Below are 18,388 nucleotides of genomic sequence, written 5' to 3'. Positions count from 1 at the left end.
ATCCACCCCGATCGGTACGGCCACCCAGCACCCCCAGCGCGCTCACCTCGCGCGACTAGGTTCGCTGGCAAGAAAGCCGGGACGGCTGGGTTCGCTGTCAAACGCCTCGATTGGATGACGGAGGACAACGGGACTTCTCAGACACCCTCTACTGATCTTGAATTCGTGATGTCGGTCAGCCGTCCATGGCCAGGCCGGTGCCAGCGAGGCAGCCGTCGACCAGGTCCGGGCGGTACTGGATCTGCTTGAGCCGGTGCTTCACCGCCCGGGTGATCTGTGCCAGGTCGGCTGCGGCGAGGTTGCCGATGTCGCGCTTGACCAGCGACCAGATGCCCTCCTGCGGGTTGAGATCCGGTGAGTACGAGGGCAGCTGGAAGACGGTGAGCCAGTCGGCGTTCGCGGCGATGAACTCCCGCAGCGGGGCGGTCAGGTGGATGCGGACGTTGTCCCAGACCAGCACGATCGGGCCGGCGAGCTGGATACGGGCCCGGATGAGCAGGTCGCGTAAGTCGCGCCAGCCGAACCCCTTCGGCTGGTCCTTGCGGCCGCTGTACTCGCGGACCGCGTAGAACATCCGGGACCGCTCGCCCGGCTTGTAGCAGGCCATACCCGCCATCGACACCCGTCCTGAGCCCCGGCCCCGCACCCGCACGACCGGGGTGCGGCCGATGCGGCCCCAGGTCCTGGCGCGCGGCGGCGTCATCGACTGGCCGGCCTCGTCCTCGAAGACGATCCAGCCGTCGCACGCCGCCGCGGCGCTCTTACCCGCGGCCAGACCTCCTTCTCCCACAGCTCCACTGCTTCCTCGTCGCGCTCGATCGCCCGTCGTGCGGGCTGCTGCCACGACCAGCCGTGCCGCTTCAGCAAGCGCCAGGTGCCCTCGACCGTGTACGAGACATGGAACAGCCGTCCGATCAGCGTCTTCACCCGTGCCAGCGTCCACCGCTGGTCCGCCCAGCCGTGAGCGAGTGGACCACGCTCCAATTCCCGTTCCAGCCTGGCGATCTGCCTCGGGCCGAGTCTCGGGCGGCCGGGCGATCCCTTCGTCAGGACCCCGGCCTCGCCGCGTTCGCGCCAGGCCCGGCGCCACCGCTCCACCGACCGCTCGCTCACCCGCAGCGCAGCCGCGATCTCCCGGTTCTTCTCCCCGCGCCCGAAGCGTTCCACGGCCTCCAGCCGGATCCGCTCCCGCGCGCCCCTCCCAGCGTCGGTCAACCCGCCGCCCTGCGCGTATCTCACGCCCCACAGCTACCGGAGGCCACCGGCCACCGTCAGACGAAAAGTGCCGACATCACCTGATCAAGTTCAGTACTTGAGTGAATATTAGACGCCGAACTTGTTCGCTGGCTGGTCCCAGAAAATTCTGTAGCCCCACCAGTTGATCTTTGGTGGGGCTACAGGGTTGTGACCTATCGATCGAACCTTACGTAGAGGTCGCGATCCCTCCATGAATCGGAGAATCCGTCCAGCATCGCTTCATAGTGGCGAAAGTCGCTGACGTTTCTCTCGGGGTCGCGCATCTTGTCTCTAATCGCTTCCTCGATCTTTGGCCACCGTAGCTCATGCATGACGAATGAGATCAATTCGACGACCCCTTCTTTGATGGGGTCAATCAGAGAAATGAGCTCGTTCTCGAATTGTGGCCTCAAATCTAGATTTCGCTGCAAGATTGTGAGCGCTCGAACCAGATAAGGTTCAAGGGTCTCAGCCCCGCACGAGCTATCGGCGTGATCCAAGGCGTCCTGGGTGACTGCCTGAAATTCTGCAATGGGATTAGGGGCAGATGGGCTTTTCCCATGCGGCGAAGTATTTCCCATCGGCCTTGAGTCCATTCTTGTTGAATGCGTCAACGGCTGCATTTTGTGCGTTTTTTCCGTAAGGTCTATAGTGCCCGGATTTATTGTCAATGTATACAACCTCACCCCCCTTCGTCTTAAACTCGCCAGCAGCCAGCACTTCCCCGCCCTTGGCGAGACTTACGTGGCCTGCTGTTCTTTTTCCGATTACAAGCTCCCCGCTTCCCAGTACCACATAAGAGTAATTTCCTGATCGAGACAATGCGGTACCTGGGGCGATCGGCTTGAACCACTCAGGCTTGTCTTCGGGGATTCGGTTCCCGAAAGATCGAGGGTCGTCATCGCTATTGTGGACCAAGATGGATGTCTGGCCTGCCAGTACATAGTACGTGTGGAGGTCGTCGACCGTGAGGTTATAGGTGCGGGCACGCTGGTCGAATGCTCGATTTCCCTCTACCTGGACTACGGCCCCATTGTCGCTGAGTAGTGTCGCGCCGGGCTTCAAATTTCTAGCCGCCACCCAGACCCGCAGGGAGGGGCTCCAGAACGGATGCTCGAACGTCGCCGTTAGTTTCTTCGGTCCGCCAGAGGTGGAGATCGTCAGTTCGTTGAAGTGCTTATCGTTTTCGGTGACGATTTGGCGAGAAACTTTTCGAGATGCCGTCGTGCCTGTAAGCGGATCAGTGGCTAGAACGCTGTCGCCTTGCTTGACTTCCTCAATATTCTTCGCTGAGTGATCAGCCATGAGGACTTTGGTGCCAGCCAGGAAGCAGTTACAGCCGGAGCGATTCTTCCGAGGTTTCTTTGCGAGCTTTTCTGCATTCTTCCGCTTGAGGAATTTTTCACCCTTGTAGACGTACTTGCCGCCCTTGATGAGTTTTCCCCAGGGGAGTACCATGGCGCAGTTGATTAGCTTGCCATCAAGGAGGCACTCAGCTCCGTCTTTGGCGCCAACGAGATCGAGCACTCCGCCGAAAAGTCCGTCGTAGCAGCGTGGATCCCACTTTGCGCATTGCTTTTCTTCCTCGCCTCGCGCCTGTTCCTCTATGTAAATAGGAAGAAGTGAATCCTGGATGGCCTTAGTAGTGGCTTGCTGCTGGTCGCTGAGATCCCGTTGGGCTTCCTGGACGAGTTCGGTCAGGTACTCGTCGTAGACCAACTCGTAAAATCTGCTTTTGGTGGCTTGCCGAGCAGATTCAGCAGCTGCGGCGTCCTGGTGGGCTTTTTCAGCAGACGACTGAGCCCAGGAGGCCGCAGTGCTTGCTTCGTCGGCTGATTGGCTTGCCCATGCGGCTGAGGTCTCAGCGCGGGTAGCGTAGACCTCTGCAGCCTGGGCGTCATTTGCTGCTGCTGTTGCAGCATTCGTTGCGGCCTGTGCAGACGCTGCTGCCTGCTCTGCAGAAGCTGCGGCTTGCTTGGCGTACTCGATTGCCTGGTCGGCGTATTTTCCAGCTTCCCCGGCTGCGGCTATGGCGCGGTTGGCGGCATCGACGGCTTCCTGGGCTGCCTTATTCGCCTTGGCAGCGACGGTGGCGGCTTCGGCCGCATTTTTCTGTGCGAGGGCTGCAGTAGCAGCGGCTTGAGAGATCAGCTGCTGAACAGACGCAACGTGGGTCGCCGTAAGGTGATCCAGACGCGCTGTGGCGTACTGGCCGACTCGGATGAATTCGTGCAGTAGCTCCGGGGGGCTCTCCAGGGCGACCTTGGCAGCGGATTTGGTCTCGGATCCACCCTTGTCGTAGAGCTGAGCGGCCTGCTGACGCTCGTCGGCTTCGCGCGCGGTGTACTGGGTGGTGTTCAGAAACTCGCGCAGCTTGTCGACGGATCCGTCCCTTATCGCGGCACGAGCCGCCTTCCTGACCTCCTGACCGCCACCGTCGTTGATCTGAGCGACACGGATACGGTAGTCGCCCAGTGCGGCTTCGTGCTGACCACTGCGGAGGAACTCGGAGATTGTCTTTGCGTCTCCCTTGAGTGCTTCCTCAGCAGCCTTCTTCACTGTCTCGAGGCGGCTCTCGGCAGCGAGCAGGCGAACGGTCTCACGCTCGTCCTCCAGTGATGCTTCCTGCCAGTGGATGCGGACGTACTCAACGACGGTGTCGTCAGAACTGGAAAGCGCACGCTTGGCAGCAACTTGGCTCCAGGGCCCCCGGGTCTTCAACGCCTGCATGGCGACCTTGCGGCCCTTGACAGCGATGTCCTTGGTTTCAGCCCCAGGCTTTGTTGCTTCGGCCAGCAGACGGGCTGCTTCCTCGTCGAGGGCCTTGCGTTCCTTGGCCGCGGTGCCAAGGTCGGCCTTTTGGCGCTCATCCTCAAACCGCAGGGCCCGGGCCTGTGCGACCCGAATGGCCGTACGGGACTTCAGCTCCTCTTCTTCGACCTTGCGCGCGACAGCGAAGATGTTCTTAGCCTTGGCTACCGCATCACTGGCTGCGTCCGCTGCCTCCTTGGCAGCCGCGGCGTGGTCGTTCGACTGCTTGGCTGCCGTGACGGATTCGCCGGCATGCTTGGCGGCATCCTCCGCCGCCTTCGCCGCATTGCGGGCATGCCGTGCTGCCGAACTCGCCGCCTCGGCTGCTGTGTCTGCAGCAGCGGCAGCCTCGCCCGCAAGTGCCTGGGCCCTGCGTGCCGCACGCGCCGATTCCGCGGCACGTGCGCGAGCCGTGGTGGCCCACTGACGTGCGCGGCCAGCTTCGGCGCTGGCTTCGCCTGCCAGTGCACCGGCCTCGTCCGCAGCACCGGCAGCAATGTCGGCTTCAGCACTCGCACTGGCAGCGGCACCGGCCGCGTCTTGGGCAGCGCGAGCAGCAATCGCAACCTGCTTCGCAGCCTCTCCCGACTTTTGCGCAGCATCCGCCGCGACCTGGGCATTCTCGGCCGCCTCACGCGCTACCTCAGCCCCCGCGGCATCAACTGCCGCGTTCGCCGCGGCACTCTGCGCACGAGCAGCGGCCTCGGCTGCGCCAGCAGCCGCCGCGGCGGCATTCGCCGCAGCCTCCGAGGCCATCCGAGCTGCGTAATTGGCGGCCTGAGCGGCATTGATGGCGGTCTCCGCAGCAGCTGCAGCGCCCTGCGCCGCGCGCGCAGCTTTTCGTGCTGCCGATGCGGCCCGAGCAGAATCGCTACCGGCGGCCCGCGTCTCTTCAACAGCCCGCTGTGCGTCCTGTTTTGCGAGCTCGGATGCCTTCACCGCACGGTCAGAGGCCTCCTTAGCGGCGTCTGTCTGGCGCTTGGCGACCAGTCCGGCATCCTCTGCCTGCTGTGCCAGTTCCGCTACGGAAGCTCGCTCCTTGTCACGTGAACGTGCCACATACTGGCCGACGTTGAGGAACTCGCGGACATCAAGCGCCGAGCCCTTTAGTGCGACCTTAGCGGCCTCTTTCGTCGCTGGCCCACCGCCGTCGAACAGCTGCGCCGCACGCATCCGCTCATCGGCCTCACGCGCGGTGAACTGGGTGTCCTCGAGGAACTTCTCGAGATCGTCAACAGATCCGCTAAGTGCGGCCTTGGCGGCTTCCTTCATGGCCGGGCCACCGCCATCGGCCGCCTGCGCGACCTGGATGCGCTGGTCGGCCTCCAGCGGATCCTTCCAGCCGTTGTTCAAGAACGTGCGGAGTTCCTCAGCGGAACCCTTGTTCAGCACAGCCTGGATGGCGGATCGAAGGTTCGGCCCTGCAAGTGAGGCCATCCGTGCCGCAGACACGCGGTCATCTGCGAATGAAGCAAGGTCCGCGTCGTGCGTCAGAAAGCGACGGATGTCCTCTGCGGATCCGGTAAGGGCTAGTTCAGCTGCGGCCTTGACCTCAGGCCCGCCTTCAGCCCACAACGCCACTGCGCGGCTCCGGTCTGCCGTAGTGCTGGCATCCTCAGCTGCGGCTGGGTTGGTTCCAAGTAGTCCAACCAGGAATGCGACCGGCAGTACGCTCAGGCAGAGCACACGCATGCCTGGCGCCCACCTGCTTCCTGGGCGTGTCAAATATAGCTGATTTCTCACTGAATGCTTTCTGTTCTCAGAAGACTGACGCCCACTCAGTGGGCCGGTGGAGCATAACCAGGCCGCCAGTAGCACCAGGAAAGCGGGATCGCGAAATCAGCCAGTGTCACAGCCCGGCAAAGCGAAGCATGTACATGTCATGAATCTTTACCTTGGGTAGCCCTAACTGGTGTTGGGTTGTGAAGTCCTCAACTGGCCGCACGCTGACGCGATGTGAGGTGGTGGTAGGTTGGGTGTGACCTGACCTTTATCTTGCCCTTAGCCTTTCTAAGGCTTATCTTTTCCCTCGTCTTGGATTCCTGGAAGGAATGCCTAGTGATATCTCGCGCGCGCAGGAAGCTCCTGGCTGGCGCCGTTGGAGTTGCCGCCATCGGTGCGATCGGCACCGCCGTGGGAGCGGCGACAGCCGCGCCGGCGTCGGCTGACGAGGAACAGCTGTCTTACGCTGTTGAGAATTTCGAGTACCCCAATGCGGCGAAGATCCTCCAGGAGCGCGGCATCATCCTGCGTAAGGGAGATGGGCACATCGTCTTGGGGGACTGCAAGACGGATGAGGACATCGTCGTTAACTCGACGTCCGTCAACAACGCTGACCGAGGCAGGTATTGCTTCAAGGTCACCGGTACGGGCAAGACCGGATACCTGACCCTTGAGATTCCGAAGGTGGTCACCATCAGCGCTGGCGACTACGCAGTCCGGGCCAAGGTCACCGCCGACAGTCAAACCACCACCGTAGACGTGCCCAAGAACGAGATGACGTCTGTCGGGCAGGGAACCACACGACCCGGTGGCCCCGCTGTTCTGGTTGAACTGCGCGTCACCGGCTGAATCCTCCAGGTCTCACAGCGTGTCCCACCCCGGTCCGTGGTCAGCCATTGACCGACTGGTGTATCTCAAAAGGAAGTTTCAAATGCCCGTCACACGCCCGCGCGTAGCGTGGGTGACCGGAGTCCTTGCTTCGGTCGTCGCTACCAGCCTCATGTCCGCTGCCCCCTCCCAGGCGGTCATCGGCACCACCGCCAAGGACGGGTCGTACCCGTTCGTGGCCAAGCTCGACATCGGCGGAGAGCGCAGCTGTTCCGCAGCCCTGGTGGACCAGCAGTGGCTGATCACCGCTGCCAGCTGTTTCGCCGAGAACCCGACACAGAGCCTTCAGGTACCGGCCGGAGCGCCTCGCCTGAAGACCACGGCCGTGATCGGTGGCGTGGACCTGACGCGTGGCACCGGTGTGGTTTCGGACGTCGTCGAGCTCGTACCGCGCCCTGACCGTGACCTCGTGATGGCCCGGTTGGACAAGCCTGTCAACGGGATCGCCGTCGCCGACATCAGTGTTAACAAGCCTCTGCCGGGCGAGGACATCTGGGTCGCAGGGTACGGGCGCACGAAGGACGAGTGGGTCCCTGACCGTCTGCACTACGGCAAGTTCGCAGCCGGCGCGCTGAGCGACACCACGATCGGCCTCACGCCGAAGTCCGACGATGCGGCCGTTTGCCAAGGAGACACCGGCGGTCCCGCCTTCCGTGCGGTCGGGGGACGCTACGAGCTTGTCGGTATCAACAGCATGTCCGGACACGGTGGCTGCCTGGGCGCGGACAGCACGCAGACCAGCCGGGCGGCCAAGGAAGCCCGCGTCGACGACATCAGCACCTGGATCCAGCGCCTTCGTCTGACCACCCGCGCTGACACCCCCACGAACGTCGTCACCGCAGCCGACTTCAACGGCGACGGCCGCACCGACATCGCCGCAGTACTCAAAGACGGATCCCTGGTTGCCTTCTACAGCGGCCCGGACGGCATCCTCGAATACGGCCGGGAACTGTGGCACGACAAGTCCTGGGACGGCATGCGGAAGATCATCGGGGGTGACTTCAACGGCGACGGCAAGCCGGACCTCATGGCGATCGCCTACGACGGAGGCCTGCGACTGTACGCCGGCACCCCAGACGGCAAGCTCGCGGAAGGCCGCAAGGTCTGGAACGACGCCTCCTGGAGCACCATGTCCCACGTGGTGCGCTACAAGGACAAGGGCTGGGCTCGCGACGGCCTGATGGCCGTGCGGGACGACGGCGCGCTCTTCGCCTACCCCACCAGCACCGATGGCGCTCCGACCAGCCAGCGGACCGAGAAGTGGGGCGACAGGACCTGGACCAAGCGCCTGCTCACCTCGGGCGACTTCAACGGCGACAACCGCGACGACCTTGTCGCCGTAGCCGTCGACGGAACTCTGCAGCTGTACGTCGCCAACGACAAGGGCTCCTTCGACTCCGCCCGCAGCATGTGGCCGGCGAAGGAATGGGGAGCCATGCAGTACATCCTGGGCGGCGACTTCAACGGCGACGGCAAGGGCGACATCTTCGCCCGCTGGGGCCGGGGAGACCTTCGCTGGTACCAGGGTGACGGCAAGGGCAATCTTGCGGTCGGCCGCCCGGTGTGGCCCACCAACCCCTAACGGTCGCCTCTGTGGCCCTCGTCCTCACGGACGGGGGCCACAGTCGCGTCGTGAGGGCTTCGGGTCCGGAGACATAGTTCGCGGAGATCTCGCCGTCACGGTGACCGCTCCCGGGCCGCGACGAGATGAAGCGCGAGGCATCGATCGAATTCGATCAGCCAAGTACGGCTAGGGTTGACCTGGTACCGATCTCGCACAACAGTGCAGAGGAATGAGAGCCAGTGCTGTGGAGCACGTGGTCAGTGTTGGTCGGTGGTACGTCCGCTACGCCCCTGGAGCACCCGGCGTCGCGGCCCTCTCAGCGCGGTGGCTGAATCCGCGGCTGCGTAATCACCATCGCTGTGTCGTCACCCGCTCGCGTGTCGGCGTGAGGTTCGCGGTCGACACCCGGGACCTTATCCAGCGCTACGTCTACATGTTCGGCGTGTGGGAGCCCCACATGACGTGCTGGCTCCGTGGCCGTCTCCAGCCCGGGGACACCTTCGTCGACGTTGGCGCCAACGTCGGGTACTTCGCATTCCTCGCTGCGCGCCTGGTTGGCGATCAGGGGCGCGTGGTAGCTATTGAGGCATCGCCGGTCTACCACCGTGCCCTTTTGCGTCAGGCGCAGCTCAACGGTTTCACGGCTGTCCGTGCGGTTAACACCGCTATCTCTGACAAGCGCGAGGAGCTCACGTTTGCCCTCGCCAGTGCTCGCAACCTGGGAGCGAACAGCGTTGTGCCGTACGACGGGCCGACCGCGTCGACGTTTGCCATCGAGGCCCGGCCGCTACCGGAGGTGCTGCTCCCCTCGGAGATCGGCGCTGCCCGGGTGATCAAGGTCGATGTCGAAGGCGCCGAGGGGAAGGTCGTTCGGGGCATGGAGCCCATGTTCGACAGGCTTCGAGACGATGTGGAGATCACCGTCGAGGTCGCCCCTGAACGTATGGCGAAGTTGGGCGATTCTTCGGAAAAGCTGCTGGACATCATGGCCAAGCACGGGTTCCACGCATATCGACTTGCCAACGAGTACACGCCTGAGAGCTACGTGGCGGCCCTGAGCGGACCGGCCAAGGTTCCAGTTCGCTTACGGGGGCCGGTCGCGGGCGAGAGTGACCTGATCTTCTCCAGGGTGGATGCCGAGGCCCTTCCCTGAACGTGGTTCGGCCCGGCTCCCCCAGAGGGGGCCGGGCCGAAGCGTGTGAGGAGGGCCTCCCTTCCTTCAGGACGCCGTCACCAGCGGATTTTTTCGAGCTTCCCGCCGGCACACACGGGGCACGGGACGCGGTACGTCCAGCGGCACGTAGAGCAGCCTTCGAATCCGCAGCAGCGCGGGCACCAGATGTCGGTGTCCCCGGTGCAGTATCCGCAGTACCGGCCGGGCGGCCACAGGGGCGCTATGCGTTCCTCGGACGGAGCGGTCATTCGGGCGCCCTGGCAGTTTCCTCGCTGTTGAGTCTCCCGGCCTCGGTGCCTGGGTCCGCCTCGTCCGTCGGAGGCATCGGTGCGCCCCGGCCTTCCGCGATCCTCAAAACTTCTTCCAGCGATTCCAGCGCCCGCTTAAGTGCGAAGCTGATAGCCCGATGACTCGAACTGGCCTCCAGCACTGCCCGTGCGCCTGACAGCACGACAACCGCAGCGTTCATCTGATGCGCCTCGACGGCGTCAGCGGTGCGGGCCACTACTCCGTCGGCAGCATCAGCCGAACTGAGGAAGCACGGTTTTCCATGGGGCGTGTCCCAGGGCAGCCGGCGCAGTGGCGAATCTGTCGGGACCGCTGCTGGTGCTTTGTCGATGAACACGGCTTCCGTGCTGTCGCCGCGAAGCGTCAACAGCGATGCCGCGACGATGCGTTCATTTCCGTCGGTCAGCAGGCGCTCGATAGCGGTCACGGGCACCGTTCGTGCGATGTGGAGCAGCACCGCTTCGTCAGGACGCGGCAGCCGGGTGACGAGACGGTCGACTGTGGACGCCACATGCACTCCGGCCTCCGCCAGCATGGCTTCGACGTCGTCACCCCAGGGCGACAGGTCGCCCGTCGGGATATCGAGCCGTGCAACAGCGTGAGGCACGTACACGCGCGCCAGCACCTGCGGCGACGCGTGCAGGAAGCTCACGTAGGCGAACTCGGCCAGATCCGCACCCGTGTCCACTTCCAGGAGTTCTGCGAGCGGGGCGTTCGCTTTCACGTCGCGTGCTCGGATGTGGACCTGTAGAGCCCTCTCGACGGCCGGGCGGGCGATCTGTCCGCGGAGGTACGTGATCCGGTTGTACCTCCGGCGGACGTAGTTGCCCTTGCCATGGTGCTTCTCCAGCAGCCCGTCGGCTTCCAGGAGGCGGAGCGCATTCCTGAGCGTAGGAGTGCTGACCCCGTAGCTGGCAGCCAGTTTCGACTCTGCCGGCAGCTTCTGGCCCTCCCTGAGCTCGCCCGATGCGATTTGCCGCCGCAGATCGTCAGCGATAGGCACGGACGCGTTGGTCATCAGTGGGCCTCCGTAACGATCAGGTGCGGGCAGGAGGCCTCTCGCCGCTGAGCCAACTGACGCCACTGCACGACTCGTTCCTCGTCCGTCAGTACGTACGGGCGGACGAGGGCGTTCTCCTCGGCGCGGAGCGTCTCGGGGTCGTGCGTGGGCTGGCGGGGAATGCGCCAGGTGGACGCCGCAGGTGCGGCCACCGGCGTCGCGGCCGGGCTGTGCGACGGTGCGCCTCGACGATGACGTCCGGGCGGGGGAACGAATTGCCGTATGGCCCAAGCCACGACGCGGCGGATAGTCTCGACCATGCTTGTCAGCTCCCTTAAGCTGATGGCCACGCCCCCGGACAGTGCTCTGTTGCGGGGGTTTCTCTGTTGATGGCGGCCCAAGCCGTGCTGCCGCTCTCCTTCACGACCAGCCCGAACCAGTCAGCGGTCTCCATCACCGCGAGGAGCTCCCGCCACGACTCGGCGGAGACCGGGCTCGGGACCTCTGTCTCGATGTGGGCGTGGTCGTTCCGGTACGTCACGCGCGGGGTGAACCCTGCGGCTGAGAGGCGAGCCGCCATGCGCTCGGTTCGGGCATTGCGTGTGGGCACAAGGCGTCCTCCGTCGCCACGGGATCACAGCGCGTAAAGCTAGTTAACTAAGATAGAGGCTAGTGGACTAGATTTTCCATATGCCTGAGCAGCCGCCCTATCTCCGCGTCGCTGACCTGCTGAGACAGCGCATCGTCAACCAGGAATGGCAACCGGGTGATCGGCTGCCGTCGCGTACGCAACTCGCTCGGGAGAGTGGTGGCGTGGGCGAGAACGTGGTCCGCCGGGCGCAGGAGTTGTTGATCTCCCAGGGGATCCTGGAGGGGCGCGCCGGCTCCGGGACGTACGTGGCGGAGCCGCGCGAACGCCTGCGCGTGGTCCGCTCTCAGGCGCGCGAGGACCGCGGAGAGCCGCCGTTCCGCGCGGACATGTCCGCGCTCGGCAAGCGTGGGACGTGGGAGAGCAGCACCGAGGCGAAGGTCCCCGCTCCGGGCCCCATCGCCGCGCGCCTCGGCATCTCAGAAGGGGACTTCTGCGTGCGGACCGCGTACGAGTTCCTGGCTGACGGCAAGCCGGTGCAGATCTCGACCAGTTGGGAGCCCTACGTCCTCACGAGCGGCACGCTGGTGGTGCTCCCCGAGGGCGGACCTCACGCGGGCAAGGGTGTTGTGGGCCGCATGGCCGAGATCGGTGTCACCGTGACTCACGCGGTGGAACAGCCCGAGCCCGGACATGCGAACGCCGAGGAGGCGAACCTCCTCGGCGTACAGCGGGGTGCGCTGGTCACGCGCATTGAACGGACGTACTACAGCGACGACGGGCGCCCGGTCGAGACGGCGGACATCGTCGTATCCGCCGCTCGCTGCGCGATCGTCTATGAAGTGCCCGTCAGCTCGTAGCCGGGTACCGCCAGCCGGAGTCGGCCAAGGCCTGGGCCCGTGCTTCGACGACGGCCATGCGTGCGTCCCGCTCGGCCGAGTCCGTGTGCGCCGCCTGCCCGGTCGCCTGTCCGGGCCACTTGCGGTAGAGGAGACCCACCTCGCGAGTGAAGTACCCGCGGCTGACCGCGTCGAGGGCGAGCAGGAGCCCCGTGTCCTCCGAGGCGGGGAGCGCCATCCAGCCGCCCAGGGCGAGCAGCAGGTCGCGGCGGACGAAGAGGGTCGCCGGGTGGACCTGGGCGCGGTAGCTGTGCGCCCGCCAGTGTTCGAGGACAGCGCCGCGCTCGATGGGGCCGTCCTCCGGGTCCTGGTCGAAGCCGACGAGCGAGCCGTCCGGCATCAGGTCGAGAACCCGGGAAGTGGTCCAGCCGAGGCCGCTGTCCTGCTCCAGAACCGCGAGGTCCCGGGCCAGCGCACCTTCAGGGAGCTGGTCATCGGCGTCCAGGATCTTCACGTACTGGCCGTCCGCGTGGGCGAGCGCGATCGTCCTGGCGACGCCGGGGCCGCCGGGCCGGCCCTGGAAGAAGGTCACTCGCTCGTCGTCGGGGACGTGCGGTGCCACGTCCTCGCTCTTCCCGTCCTCCTGGATCACCCAGTGCCACTCCCAACCGTCGGGGAGCTTCTGCGCGCAGAGCGACCGATAGGCGTCGGGCAGGTGGTGAGCGGACGGTCCGTGCACTGCGGTGACGATGATGATGCGCCGCTGCACGGCACTCACCACCTTTCCAGGGAAGTGGTGAAGGTCATTTCCGTGCGATCGCCGGGCAGGGCGATGTCGGAGAGCTCCACAACGCGGCCATTGGTGTCGTACGAGGTCTTCCGCAGGAGGATCAGCGCAGTGCCGTGCGGCAGCTCCAGCTCCTCTGCTTCCTCCGGCGTCGGCGGGCGGGCGGATACTCGTTCCTCGATCCGGTCCAGCTCGATCCCGAGGGTGAACAGCTGGTTCTGGGTGCCGCCTGGCCAGGGCTCATTGGCGGCGTCCAGGAGGGCCGGGTTCTCCGCGACCATGTCGCGGACGAGGTAGGAGGTCACCAGGGCGAAGGGAGCGCGCTCGGCCGCGTACCGCGTCCGGTAGGTGCGCTCGACCATCGCAGTGCCTTCCGGCACCCCGAAGGCTTCCGCGATGCCCTTGGGCGCCTTGGTCTCCTGGTACGCGGCATGGAAGACGAGGTCGTTCACCGTCAGACCGGTGTCGTGTTCGGTGGCACCGGTCGCGGCGCGCCGCTGCTCCGGCTCGCGGGCACGGTCCTTCTCCCACTGGTGCCGCAGGTTCGTGCGCGCTACTGCGGTACGGGCCTGACGGACGAACGTGCCACGGCCGTGCTGCTTCTCGATGAGTCCTTCGTCCCGCAGAAGGCGTAGGGCCTCTCGGATGGTCGGAACGCTGCGGCCGTACTGCTCCGCGAGGGCCGACTCAGCGGGTAGACGATCGCCAGGGGGGAGTTGACCTGCGCGGATCTGTTCCCGGATGTCGTCGGCGATCCGCTCGTACGCCTTAGCCATGGTGCTCACCGTCCTGTTGCCCGACGGCCCTCAGCATACGACTCCTAAAGAGGACTTGACGAGTTGGCGTGACGACCGCCATAGTCTTCGCAACTCCTAAAGAGGACTTGAAGACAAGACCTCTTTAGGAGTTTCGACGCCCGGAGGGTCTCCGTGAGGAGCGCGAAGGAAGCGTCAGTGCCTTGAGAACTGAACAGAGCGCCTTGAGAACGAGTGCTTTTGATCTCCGACGTCGCTGCTCAGTGAGGTGGTGACGCCGGAGGTGAAGACCACTCGTCCATGAACGAGAGGTCTCGCCGAACCTCACTCGGCAGCGGACACCCGCTGCCGCTCATGCCTCAATCCCAGAGGGGGGACCATGAAACTCGCTATCGGCGACGTCGTCCGAGCCCGTGACGACAAGGCCCTCGGCACCGTGGCCGGGGTCGTCGGCCGGGGGAACGACAGGCTCGTCATGATCCACGGATACGGCGGCATGCGCCGCTTCACGGAGCCCGGCGGGCTGGACCTCGTCGCTCGGCACACTGCACCGATGACGACGGGTCGGCAGGTCGTGACCCTCATCGCCTTCGGGCTCGCCCTGCTCGCCGCGTACATCGGTTGCCACTCGGCTCGCGACCTCGGGGCCGACTGGCTGTTGAGCTTCCTGGCTGGCCTCGGCGGATACGCCGCGGTGATGACCGTCTACCAGTGGTGGTTCCGGCTCACCGGCCCGCGACGCTACCGCGTCTGAACCAGCCCTCGGCCAGCAGAAGACAGCACTGCAGGCCGGCTACCGCCTCGGCCGGCGGGGGCGGCCCGACCCGAGCATCCGCTACTCCGAAGGAGGTGTCGTTGAGTCCGACGGAACCCGCGGACGAAATGACCTTGGTTGACCGTCCCGGCGGACCGCCGGAACCCGGTCTGAGAGACCGGGCACAGAGAGCGAAGCGCCGACCGGTACTCCCGGCATGGATGAAGTCCCGGCGCGAGCTGCGCGCTGCTGGCACGGGAGTTGCCGTCTATGCGTGGCATGTGGCCGCGTACCACGCCGTTCGCACGCCGTGGTACGCCCTGCGCCTCACGCTCCAATCCCCGCAGGGCGTCGCACGCGTCATCGGGGGAACACTGCGGTGGGCCGTCGACGCCGAAGGCGAGCCCTTCCGGCGGGCCGCCGCGGCCCACGAGGACGTGGGCGAGTACCTGAAGCTGTCCCGTCAGCGAGATCGTCGCGTCCGATGGCGTTCGGCTGTCGGCGTCGCGGCTCTCCTCGGAGGGTTCGCTTCGGCTCTGGCCTTGTACGTCCTGGCGCCGACGTGGTTCCTCACGTTGTCCGAGCTTGTCGTCGCCCTGGGCCTGGGCTGGCTGGGCCAGCCGTCCGATGCTCCGATCATTCACAGGGCCGTCGAGATCCCGAAGGCACAACGGCTCACCAGCGACATCGTCCTGCGCGCCCTCGGCGCACTGGGCATCGCCGCCATCAACCAGGCCCAGGGCAAGGGCGGCCCGGGTTTCACGTTCACGGCGCCCATCACGCGAGATGGTGCCGGCTGGCGGGCCGAAGGGGACCTTCCGTACGGCGTGACCGTCACGGACGTGATCGACAAGCGGGACAAGCTCGCCTCCGGGCTGCGGCGGCCGTTGGGGTGCGTCTGGCCGGAGGCAGTCCCGGACGAGCACACCGGACGGCTGGTGCTGTGGGTCGGGGATCACGACATGGCGAAGTCCAAGAAGCCTGCGTGGCCGTTGCTCAAGGACGGGGTCGTCGACTTGTTCAAGTCGGCGCCGTACGGCACTGATCAGCGTGGCCGTTGGGTGCCGGTGACCCTGATGTACATCTCGGGGATCATCGGCGCCATCCCGCGCATGGGCAAGACGTTCCTGCTCCGGCTGCTCCTGCTGACCGCGGCCCTGGACCCGCGTGCGGAACTGCACGTCTACGACCTCAAGGGCACGGGTGACCTCGGTCCGCTGGAGCGGGTGGCCCACAGCTACCGGGCCGGCGACGACGAGGAGGACATCCAGTACGCCCTGCGCGACCTCCGCGCCCTGCGCGAAGAGCTGCGCCGCAGGGCCAAGGTCGTCCGCAATCTGCCCCGGGACATCTGCCCGGAGTCCAAGGTCACCAGCGAGCTGGCCGACAAGAAGAGCCTGGGCCTGCACCCCATCGTCATCGGTGCGGACGAGTGCCAGGTCTGGTTCGAGCACCCCGAACACGGCAAAGAGTTCGAGGAGATCTGCACCGACCTGACGAAGCGCGGACCTGCTCTCGGAATCACACTGCTGCTCGCCACGCAGCGTCCGGATGCCAAGTCCCTGCCGACCGGTATCAGCGCGAACGCGTCCAACCGGTGGTGTCTGAAGGTGATGGGGCAGACGGAGAACGACATGGTCCTGGGCACGTCCGCGTACAAACGCGGGGTGCGGGCGACCATGTTCGCCTGGGGCGACAAGGGCATCCACTACTTCGTCGGCGAAGGCGCCGATGCCCGCATCGTCGTCGCCACGTACATCGACGCTCCCACGGCCGACGTGATCTCGCTCCGCGCGTACAAGCTGCGGAAGGCTGCGGGCACGCTCTCGGGACACGCCCTGGGGGAGGAGCCGGAGACCGAGACGCCGTCGTTCGATCTTCTGCGGGACGTTGCCTACGTCATCCCGGCCGCCGAGCCGAAAGCTTGGAGCGAGACCGTTGTCGCCCGGCTGGCGGAGCTCCGGCCGGACGTGTACGTCGGCTGGGCCCCTGAACAACTGACGTCCGCACTGAAGCCGTACGGCATCCGCACCACTCAGATGTGGGGCACGACCGAGTACGGCAAGGGCGCCAACCGGCGCGGCATCAAACGCGACGACGTCCTCAGAGCCATTGCGGAACGTGACGAATCTTCCGCCGCCGCGTAGCTCCCATCGCAGCTAGGTCTAGCGGGACGTCCCGCTAGACCTAGCGCCCCTGCTAGCAGGCCAAAGCCCATCTGACCTGCCTGCTAGCGCCTAGCGCCGCTTCGTCGGCATCTCCCTGACGCTGCCCTGAGAGGGGTTCTCGTGCATTCCCTGCTCAACGCTATGCCCGGACTGATATTCGTCACCCTCTGCTACGCCGTTCTCTGCGCCGTGAGCCCGTTCGGGGCCTGCCGCAAGTGTGACGGCTGGGGCTTCGCGGTCTGGCAGGGCCGCAAGGGCCGGATCGTGCGCGGCCGGGAGTGCCGCCGCTGCGAGGGGCGCGGGATGCGTCTCCGCCTCGGTCGGCGCCTCTACAACGCGGTCGTCCACCTCCACCGCGACGGCAACCGCTGACCCCTCCGAAGGAGACCACCATGTCCTTCTCGATCTCCGCGCTTGCCCTCTTCGGGCTCCTCCTGGCCATGCTCATCCGCTCGAAGTCGGTCGGCATCGGAGCTGCGCTCGTCGCCGTGCTCTTCGGCTACTACCTCAGCAAGACGGGAGCATCCCAGCCCGTCGACGCGGTCATGTCCGCCATCGCCGGGGCCATCCCGAGCCTCAACAACTAACCCGGCCCGAACGCCGGATCGCGAGCACCGCCGCACGCCTTCTCCGACTCCCGCCCCCGAAGGGACCCACCCATGTCCGGACAGACCACGTCCACGCGTCGGCGCATCTCCCTGATGGCTTCCGGTGAGCTCAGGGACGCACTCACCGCCATCGAAGAAGGCAAGGGCCCCGCGGCCGTCGCCGCGCTCATGGCCATTGACCCCGCCTCGTGGCAGGCGATCGAGGAGCGCCTCGCCGTCCTCGTGGGCAGCGACCTCCGTTCGCTGCTCCTGACGACGGCCGGCGAGTGCGACCGGCAGGCCGCGTCCGTCAGCTGACGGTTCCCCTCGCCCCGCTCGATTCCACGCCACCGCACGGCACCGAGGAGAAGCATTGACGAACCACGCGCACAACACCCGTCCCGCCACCGCGTACGTGGACGCCCCGAGCATCATCAAGGAGATCTGCTGGGTAGCGAAGCAGAGCGCCGACGGCCCTGCCAGCGTCAGGCGAAGCCGTGCCTTCTGGCTTCGCAAGGCCGCCCTCTTCGACCGCATCGCGATCAAGGAAGCGGCCATGTATGTGCCCGAGGTTGCCGCTGAGGTGGTCGATACGGCCGCCCTCGCCGCGCGGCAGCTCGTGGCCTTCGACGTGGAATACAGCGGGCTGAGCCTCCGGGGATCGGAGCTCATCACCGATGACGACTGCCGCGAGTACGTCCGCCAGGAGTACCGCGAGTGGAGCCACGCGCGGCCCAGCTGATCTGGCCCGGGGCAGCGGTCTACGGCCAAGTAATCCCGCTGCCCCGGCCTCCCCGTCCCTTCCAGGAAGCAGGAGGTCCCCCCAGCATGCACTACAACTCTCAACGCCCGCTGCCCCGGGGTGCCCTGAGTGCGATCAAGCGTGCTCGGAGCGTTGACGTGCCGTTGCCTCATCTCTACCGCCCAGCCGAGGTCGCCGAGGCATTCGGCTGCTCGGAGTGGTGGGTGAAGGAACAGGCGAGGCGGCGTCGTATCCCCTTCACGCGAGTGGGCGGGGCGTACCGGTTCACGGCGGAGTACTTTGTCGAGATCGTCGCCGTCTTCGAGGAGCGCCCGGTCTGGGGGCTCGGGTCGGTGTCGAGGCCGGTGCCCGATCCGGCCGTGGTCCCCGCCCGCTGGAACGAGACGGTGCCCAAAGTCCAGCTCCGGGCCAAGCCCCCGCGTAGGGCGAGCGGTTCGAACTCCGCGCCGGCCGCTGCGTAGGA

General features: G+C 65.8%; 18 protein-coding genes. 11 read left to right on the top strand and 7 right to left on the bottom strand.

From position 1 onward, the window contains the following. Window positions 1-175: 175 nt before the first annotated feature. From K6I33_RS04410 to K6I33_RS04400, 3 genes are all read right to left on the bottom strand, one after another. A complete protein-coding gene (locus tag K6I33_RS04410) occupies window positions 176-703 on the bottom strand; it encodes a transposase (protein ID WP_229348353.1) in 528 nt (175 codons plus the stop codon). After that, a complete protein-coding gene (locus tag K6I33_RS04405) occupies window positions 700-1,239 on the bottom strand; it encodes a winged helix-turn-helix domain-containing protein (RefSeq protein WP_229348350.1) in 540 nt (179 codons plus the stop codon). The genes K6I33_RS04410 and K6I33_RS04405 overlap by 4 nt, the downstream gene beginning before the upstream one ends. Before the next feature lie 534 nt (window positions 1,240-1,773). Continuing rightward, a complete protein-coding gene (locus K6I33_RS04400; protein ID WP_229348349.1) occupies window positions 1,774-5,739 on the bottom strand; it encodes a polymorphic toxin-type HINT domain-containing protein in 3,966 nt (1,321 codons plus the stop codon). A 366-nt stretch (window positions 5,740-6,105) separates the two neighbouring features. On the opposite strand from K6I33_RS04400, the gene K6I33_RS04395 reads away from it, so the two are divergent. The 3 genes from K6I33_RS04395 to K6I33_RS04385 all read left to right on the top strand — a co-directional run bounded on the left by K6I33_RS04395 (window position 6,106) and on the right by K6I33_RS04385 (window position 9,374). Then, window positions 6,106-6,618, top strand: a complete 513-nt coding sequence (locus K6I33_RS04395) for a hypothetical protein (protein WP_229348348.1) — start codon at window positions 6,106-6,108, stop codon at window positions 6,616-6,618. Between the two features lie 82 nt (window positions 6,619-6,700). Further along, on the top strand, window positions 6,701-8,239 hold the full coding sequence (locus K6I33_RS04390; protein WP_229348347.1) for an FG-GAP-like repeat-containing protein: 1,539 nt from the start codon (window positions 6,701-6,703) through the stop codon (window positions 8,237-8,239). Window positions 8,240-8,450: 211 nt separating this feature from the next. Then, window positions 8,451-9,374, top strand: a complete 924-nt coding sequence (locus K6I33_RS04385) for an FkbM family methyltransferase (protein ID WP_229348346.1) — start codon at window positions 8,451-8,453, stop codon at window positions 9,372-9,374. 265 nt (window positions 9,375-9,639) lie between these two features. Here the strand turns inward: K6I33_RS04385 and K6I33_RS04380 are convergent, their stop codons facing one another. Further along, complete coding sequence (locus K6I33_RS04380; protein WP_229348345.1) at window positions 9,640-10,701, bottom strand: GntR family transcriptional regulator; 1,062 nt, start codon at window positions 10,699-10,701, stop codon at window positions 9,640-9,642. After that, a complete protein-coding gene (locus K6I33_RS04375) occupies window positions 10,701-11,003 on the bottom strand; it encodes a hypothetical protein (RefSeq protein ID WP_229348344.1) in 303 nt (100 codons plus the stop codon). Before K6I33_RS04375 ends, K6I33_RS04380 begins: the two co-directional genes overlap by 1 nt. Window positions 11,004-11,373: 370 nt before the next feature. Here K6I33_RS04375 and K6I33_RS04370 point away from each other — a divergent pair, with 370 nt between their 5' ends. After that, window positions 11,374-12,132: a GntR family transcriptional regulator gene (locus K6I33_RS04370; protein ID WP_229348343.1), complete on the top strand. Its 759-nt coding sequence runs from the start codon at window positions 11,374-11,376 to the stop codon at window positions 12,130-12,132. Here the strand turns inward: K6I33_RS04370 and K6I33_RS04365 are convergent. Both K6I33_RS04365 and K6I33_RS04360 read right to left on the bottom strand, forming a co-directional pair. Continuing rightward, window positions 12,122-12,880, bottom strand: a complete 759-nt coding sequence (locus K6I33_RS04365) for a glycosyltransferase family 2 protein (RefSeq protein WP_229348342.1) — start codon at window positions 12,878-12,880, stop codon at window positions 12,122-12,124. The genes K6I33_RS04370 and K6I33_RS04365 overlap by 11 nt on opposite strands. 5 nt (window positions 12,881-12,885) lie before the next feature. Next, window positions 12,886-13,674: a GntR family transcriptional regulator gene (locus K6I33_RS04360; protein ID WP_229348341.1), complete on the bottom strand. Its 789-nt coding sequence runs from the start codon at window positions 13,672-13,674 to the stop codon at window positions 12,886-12,888. Window positions 13,675-14,032: 358 nt separating this feature from the next. Here K6I33_RS04360 and K6I33_RS04355 point away from each other — a divergent pair, with 358 nt between their 5' ends. From K6I33_RS04355 to K6I33_RS04325, 7 genes are all read left to right on the top strand, one after another. Further along, window positions 14,033-14,407, top strand: coding sequence for a hypothetical protein (locus tag K6I33_RS04355; protein WP_229348340.1), 375 nt, complete (start codon window positions 14,033-14,035; stop codon window positions 14,405-14,407). Window positions 14,408-14,628: 221 nt separating this feature from the next. Further along, window positions 14,629-16,554: an FtsK/SpoIIIE domain-containing protein gene (locus tag K6I33_RS04350; protein WP_229348339.1), complete on the top strand. Its 1,926-nt coding sequence runs from the start codon at window positions 14,629-14,631 to the stop codon at window positions 16,552-16,554. 162 nt (window positions 16,555-16,716) lie between these two features. Next, entirely contained in the window at window positions 16,717-16,947 is a 231-nt protein-coding gene (locus tag K6I33_RS04345; RefSeq protein WP_229348338.1) for a hypothetical protein, read from the top strand. 20 nt (window positions 16,948-16,967) lie between these two features. Further along, the gene (locus K6I33_RS04340) at window positions 16,968-17,162 is read left to right on the top strand and encodes a hypothetical protein (protein WP_229348337.1); all 195 of its coding nucleotides are present in this window, start codon (window positions 16,968-16,970) and stop codon (window positions 17,160-17,162) included. Window positions 17,163-17,234: 72 nt separating this feature from the next. Further along, the gene (locus K6I33_RS04335) at window positions 17,235-17,480 is read left to right on the top strand and encodes a hypothetical protein (RefSeq protein WP_229348336.1); all 246 of its coding nucleotides are present in this window, start codon (window positions 17,235-17,237) and stop codon (window positions 17,478-17,480) included. 55 nt (window positions 17,481-17,535) lie between these two features. Continuing rightward, window positions 17,536-17,904 (top strand): hypothetical protein, encoded by a 369-nt coding sequence (locus K6I33_RS04330; protein WP_229348335.1) that lies wholly within the window; start codon window positions 17,536-17,538, stop codon window positions 17,902-17,904. Window positions 17,905-18,062: 158 nt separating this feature from the next. Then, window positions 18,063-18,386: a helix-turn-helix domain-containing protein gene (locus K6I33_RS04325; protein ID WP_229348334.1), complete on the top strand. Its 324-nt coding sequence runs from the start codon at window positions 18,063-18,065 to the stop codon at window positions 18,384-18,386. Window positions 18,387-18,388 lie beyond the last annotated feature (2 nt).

Source organism: Streptomyces sp. UNOB3_S3 (assembly GCF_020740895.1).
GTDB lineage: Bacteria > Actinomycetota > Actinomycetes > Streptomycetales > Streptomycetaceae > Streptomyces.
Note: the sequence above shows the minus strand (reverse complement) of the source record. Positions and strands in the feature narration are given on the sequence as shown.

What these genes read in the sequence shown, in the direction of transcription:
- K6I33_RS04410 (WP_229348353.1), bottom strand. Translation starts at nt 703, where the DNA reads ATGACGCCGCCGCGCGCCAGGACCTGGGGCCGCATCGGCCGCACCCCG.
- K6I33_RS04400 (WP_229348349.1), bottom strand. Translation starts at nt 5,739, where the DNA reads ATGCGTGTGCTCTGCCTGAGCGTACTGCCGGTCGCATTCCTGGTTGGA.
- K6I33_RS04390 (WP_229348347.1), top strand. Translation starts at nt 6,701, where the DNA reads ATGCCCGTCACACGCCCGCGCGTAGCGTGGGTGACCGGAGTCCTTGCT.
- K6I33_RS04385 (WP_229348346.1), top strand. Translation starts at nt 8,451, where the DNA reads ATGAGAGCCAGTGCTGTGGAGCACGTGGTCAGTGTTGGTCGGTGGTAC.
- K6I33_RS04380 (WP_229348345.1), bottom strand. Translation starts at nt 10,701, where the DNA reads ATGACCAACGCGTCCGTGCCTATCGCTGACGATCTGCGGCGGCAAATC.
- K6I33_RS04375 (WP_229348344.1), bottom strand. Translation starts at nt 11,003, where the DNA reads ATGGTCGAGACTATCCGCCGCGTCGTGGCTTGGGCCATACGGCAATTC.
- K6I33_RS04370 (WP_229348343.1), top strand. Translation starts at nt 11,374, where the DNA reads ATGCCTGAGCAGCCGCCCTATCTCCGCGTCGCTGACCTGCTGAGACAG.
- K6I33_RS04360 (WP_229348341.1), bottom strand. Translation starts at nt 13,674, where the DNA reads ATGGCTAAGGCGTACGAGCGGATCGCCGACGACATCCGGGAACAGATC.
- K6I33_RS04355 (WP_229348340.1), top strand. Translation starts at nt 14,033, where the DNA reads ATGAAACTCGCTATCGGCGACGTCGTCCGAGCCCGTGACGACAAGGCC.
- K6I33_RS04350 (WP_229348339.1), top strand. Translation starts at nt 14,629, where the DNA reads ATGAAGTCCCGGCGCGAGCTGCGCGCTGCTGGCACGGGAGTTGCCGTC.
- K6I33_RS04345 (WP_229348338.1), top strand. Translation starts at nt 16,717, where the DNA reads ATGCCCGGACTGATATTCGTCACCCTCTGCTACGCCGTTCTCTGCGCC.
- K6I33_RS04340 (WP_229348337.1), top strand. Translation starts at nt 16,968, where the DNA reads ATGTCCTTCTCGATCTCCGCGCTTGCCCTCTTCGGGCTCCTCCTGGCC.
- K6I33_RS04335 (WP_229348336.1), top strand. Translation starts at nt 17,235, where the DNA reads ATGTCCGGACAGACCACGTCCACGCGTCGGCGCATCTCCCTGATGGCT.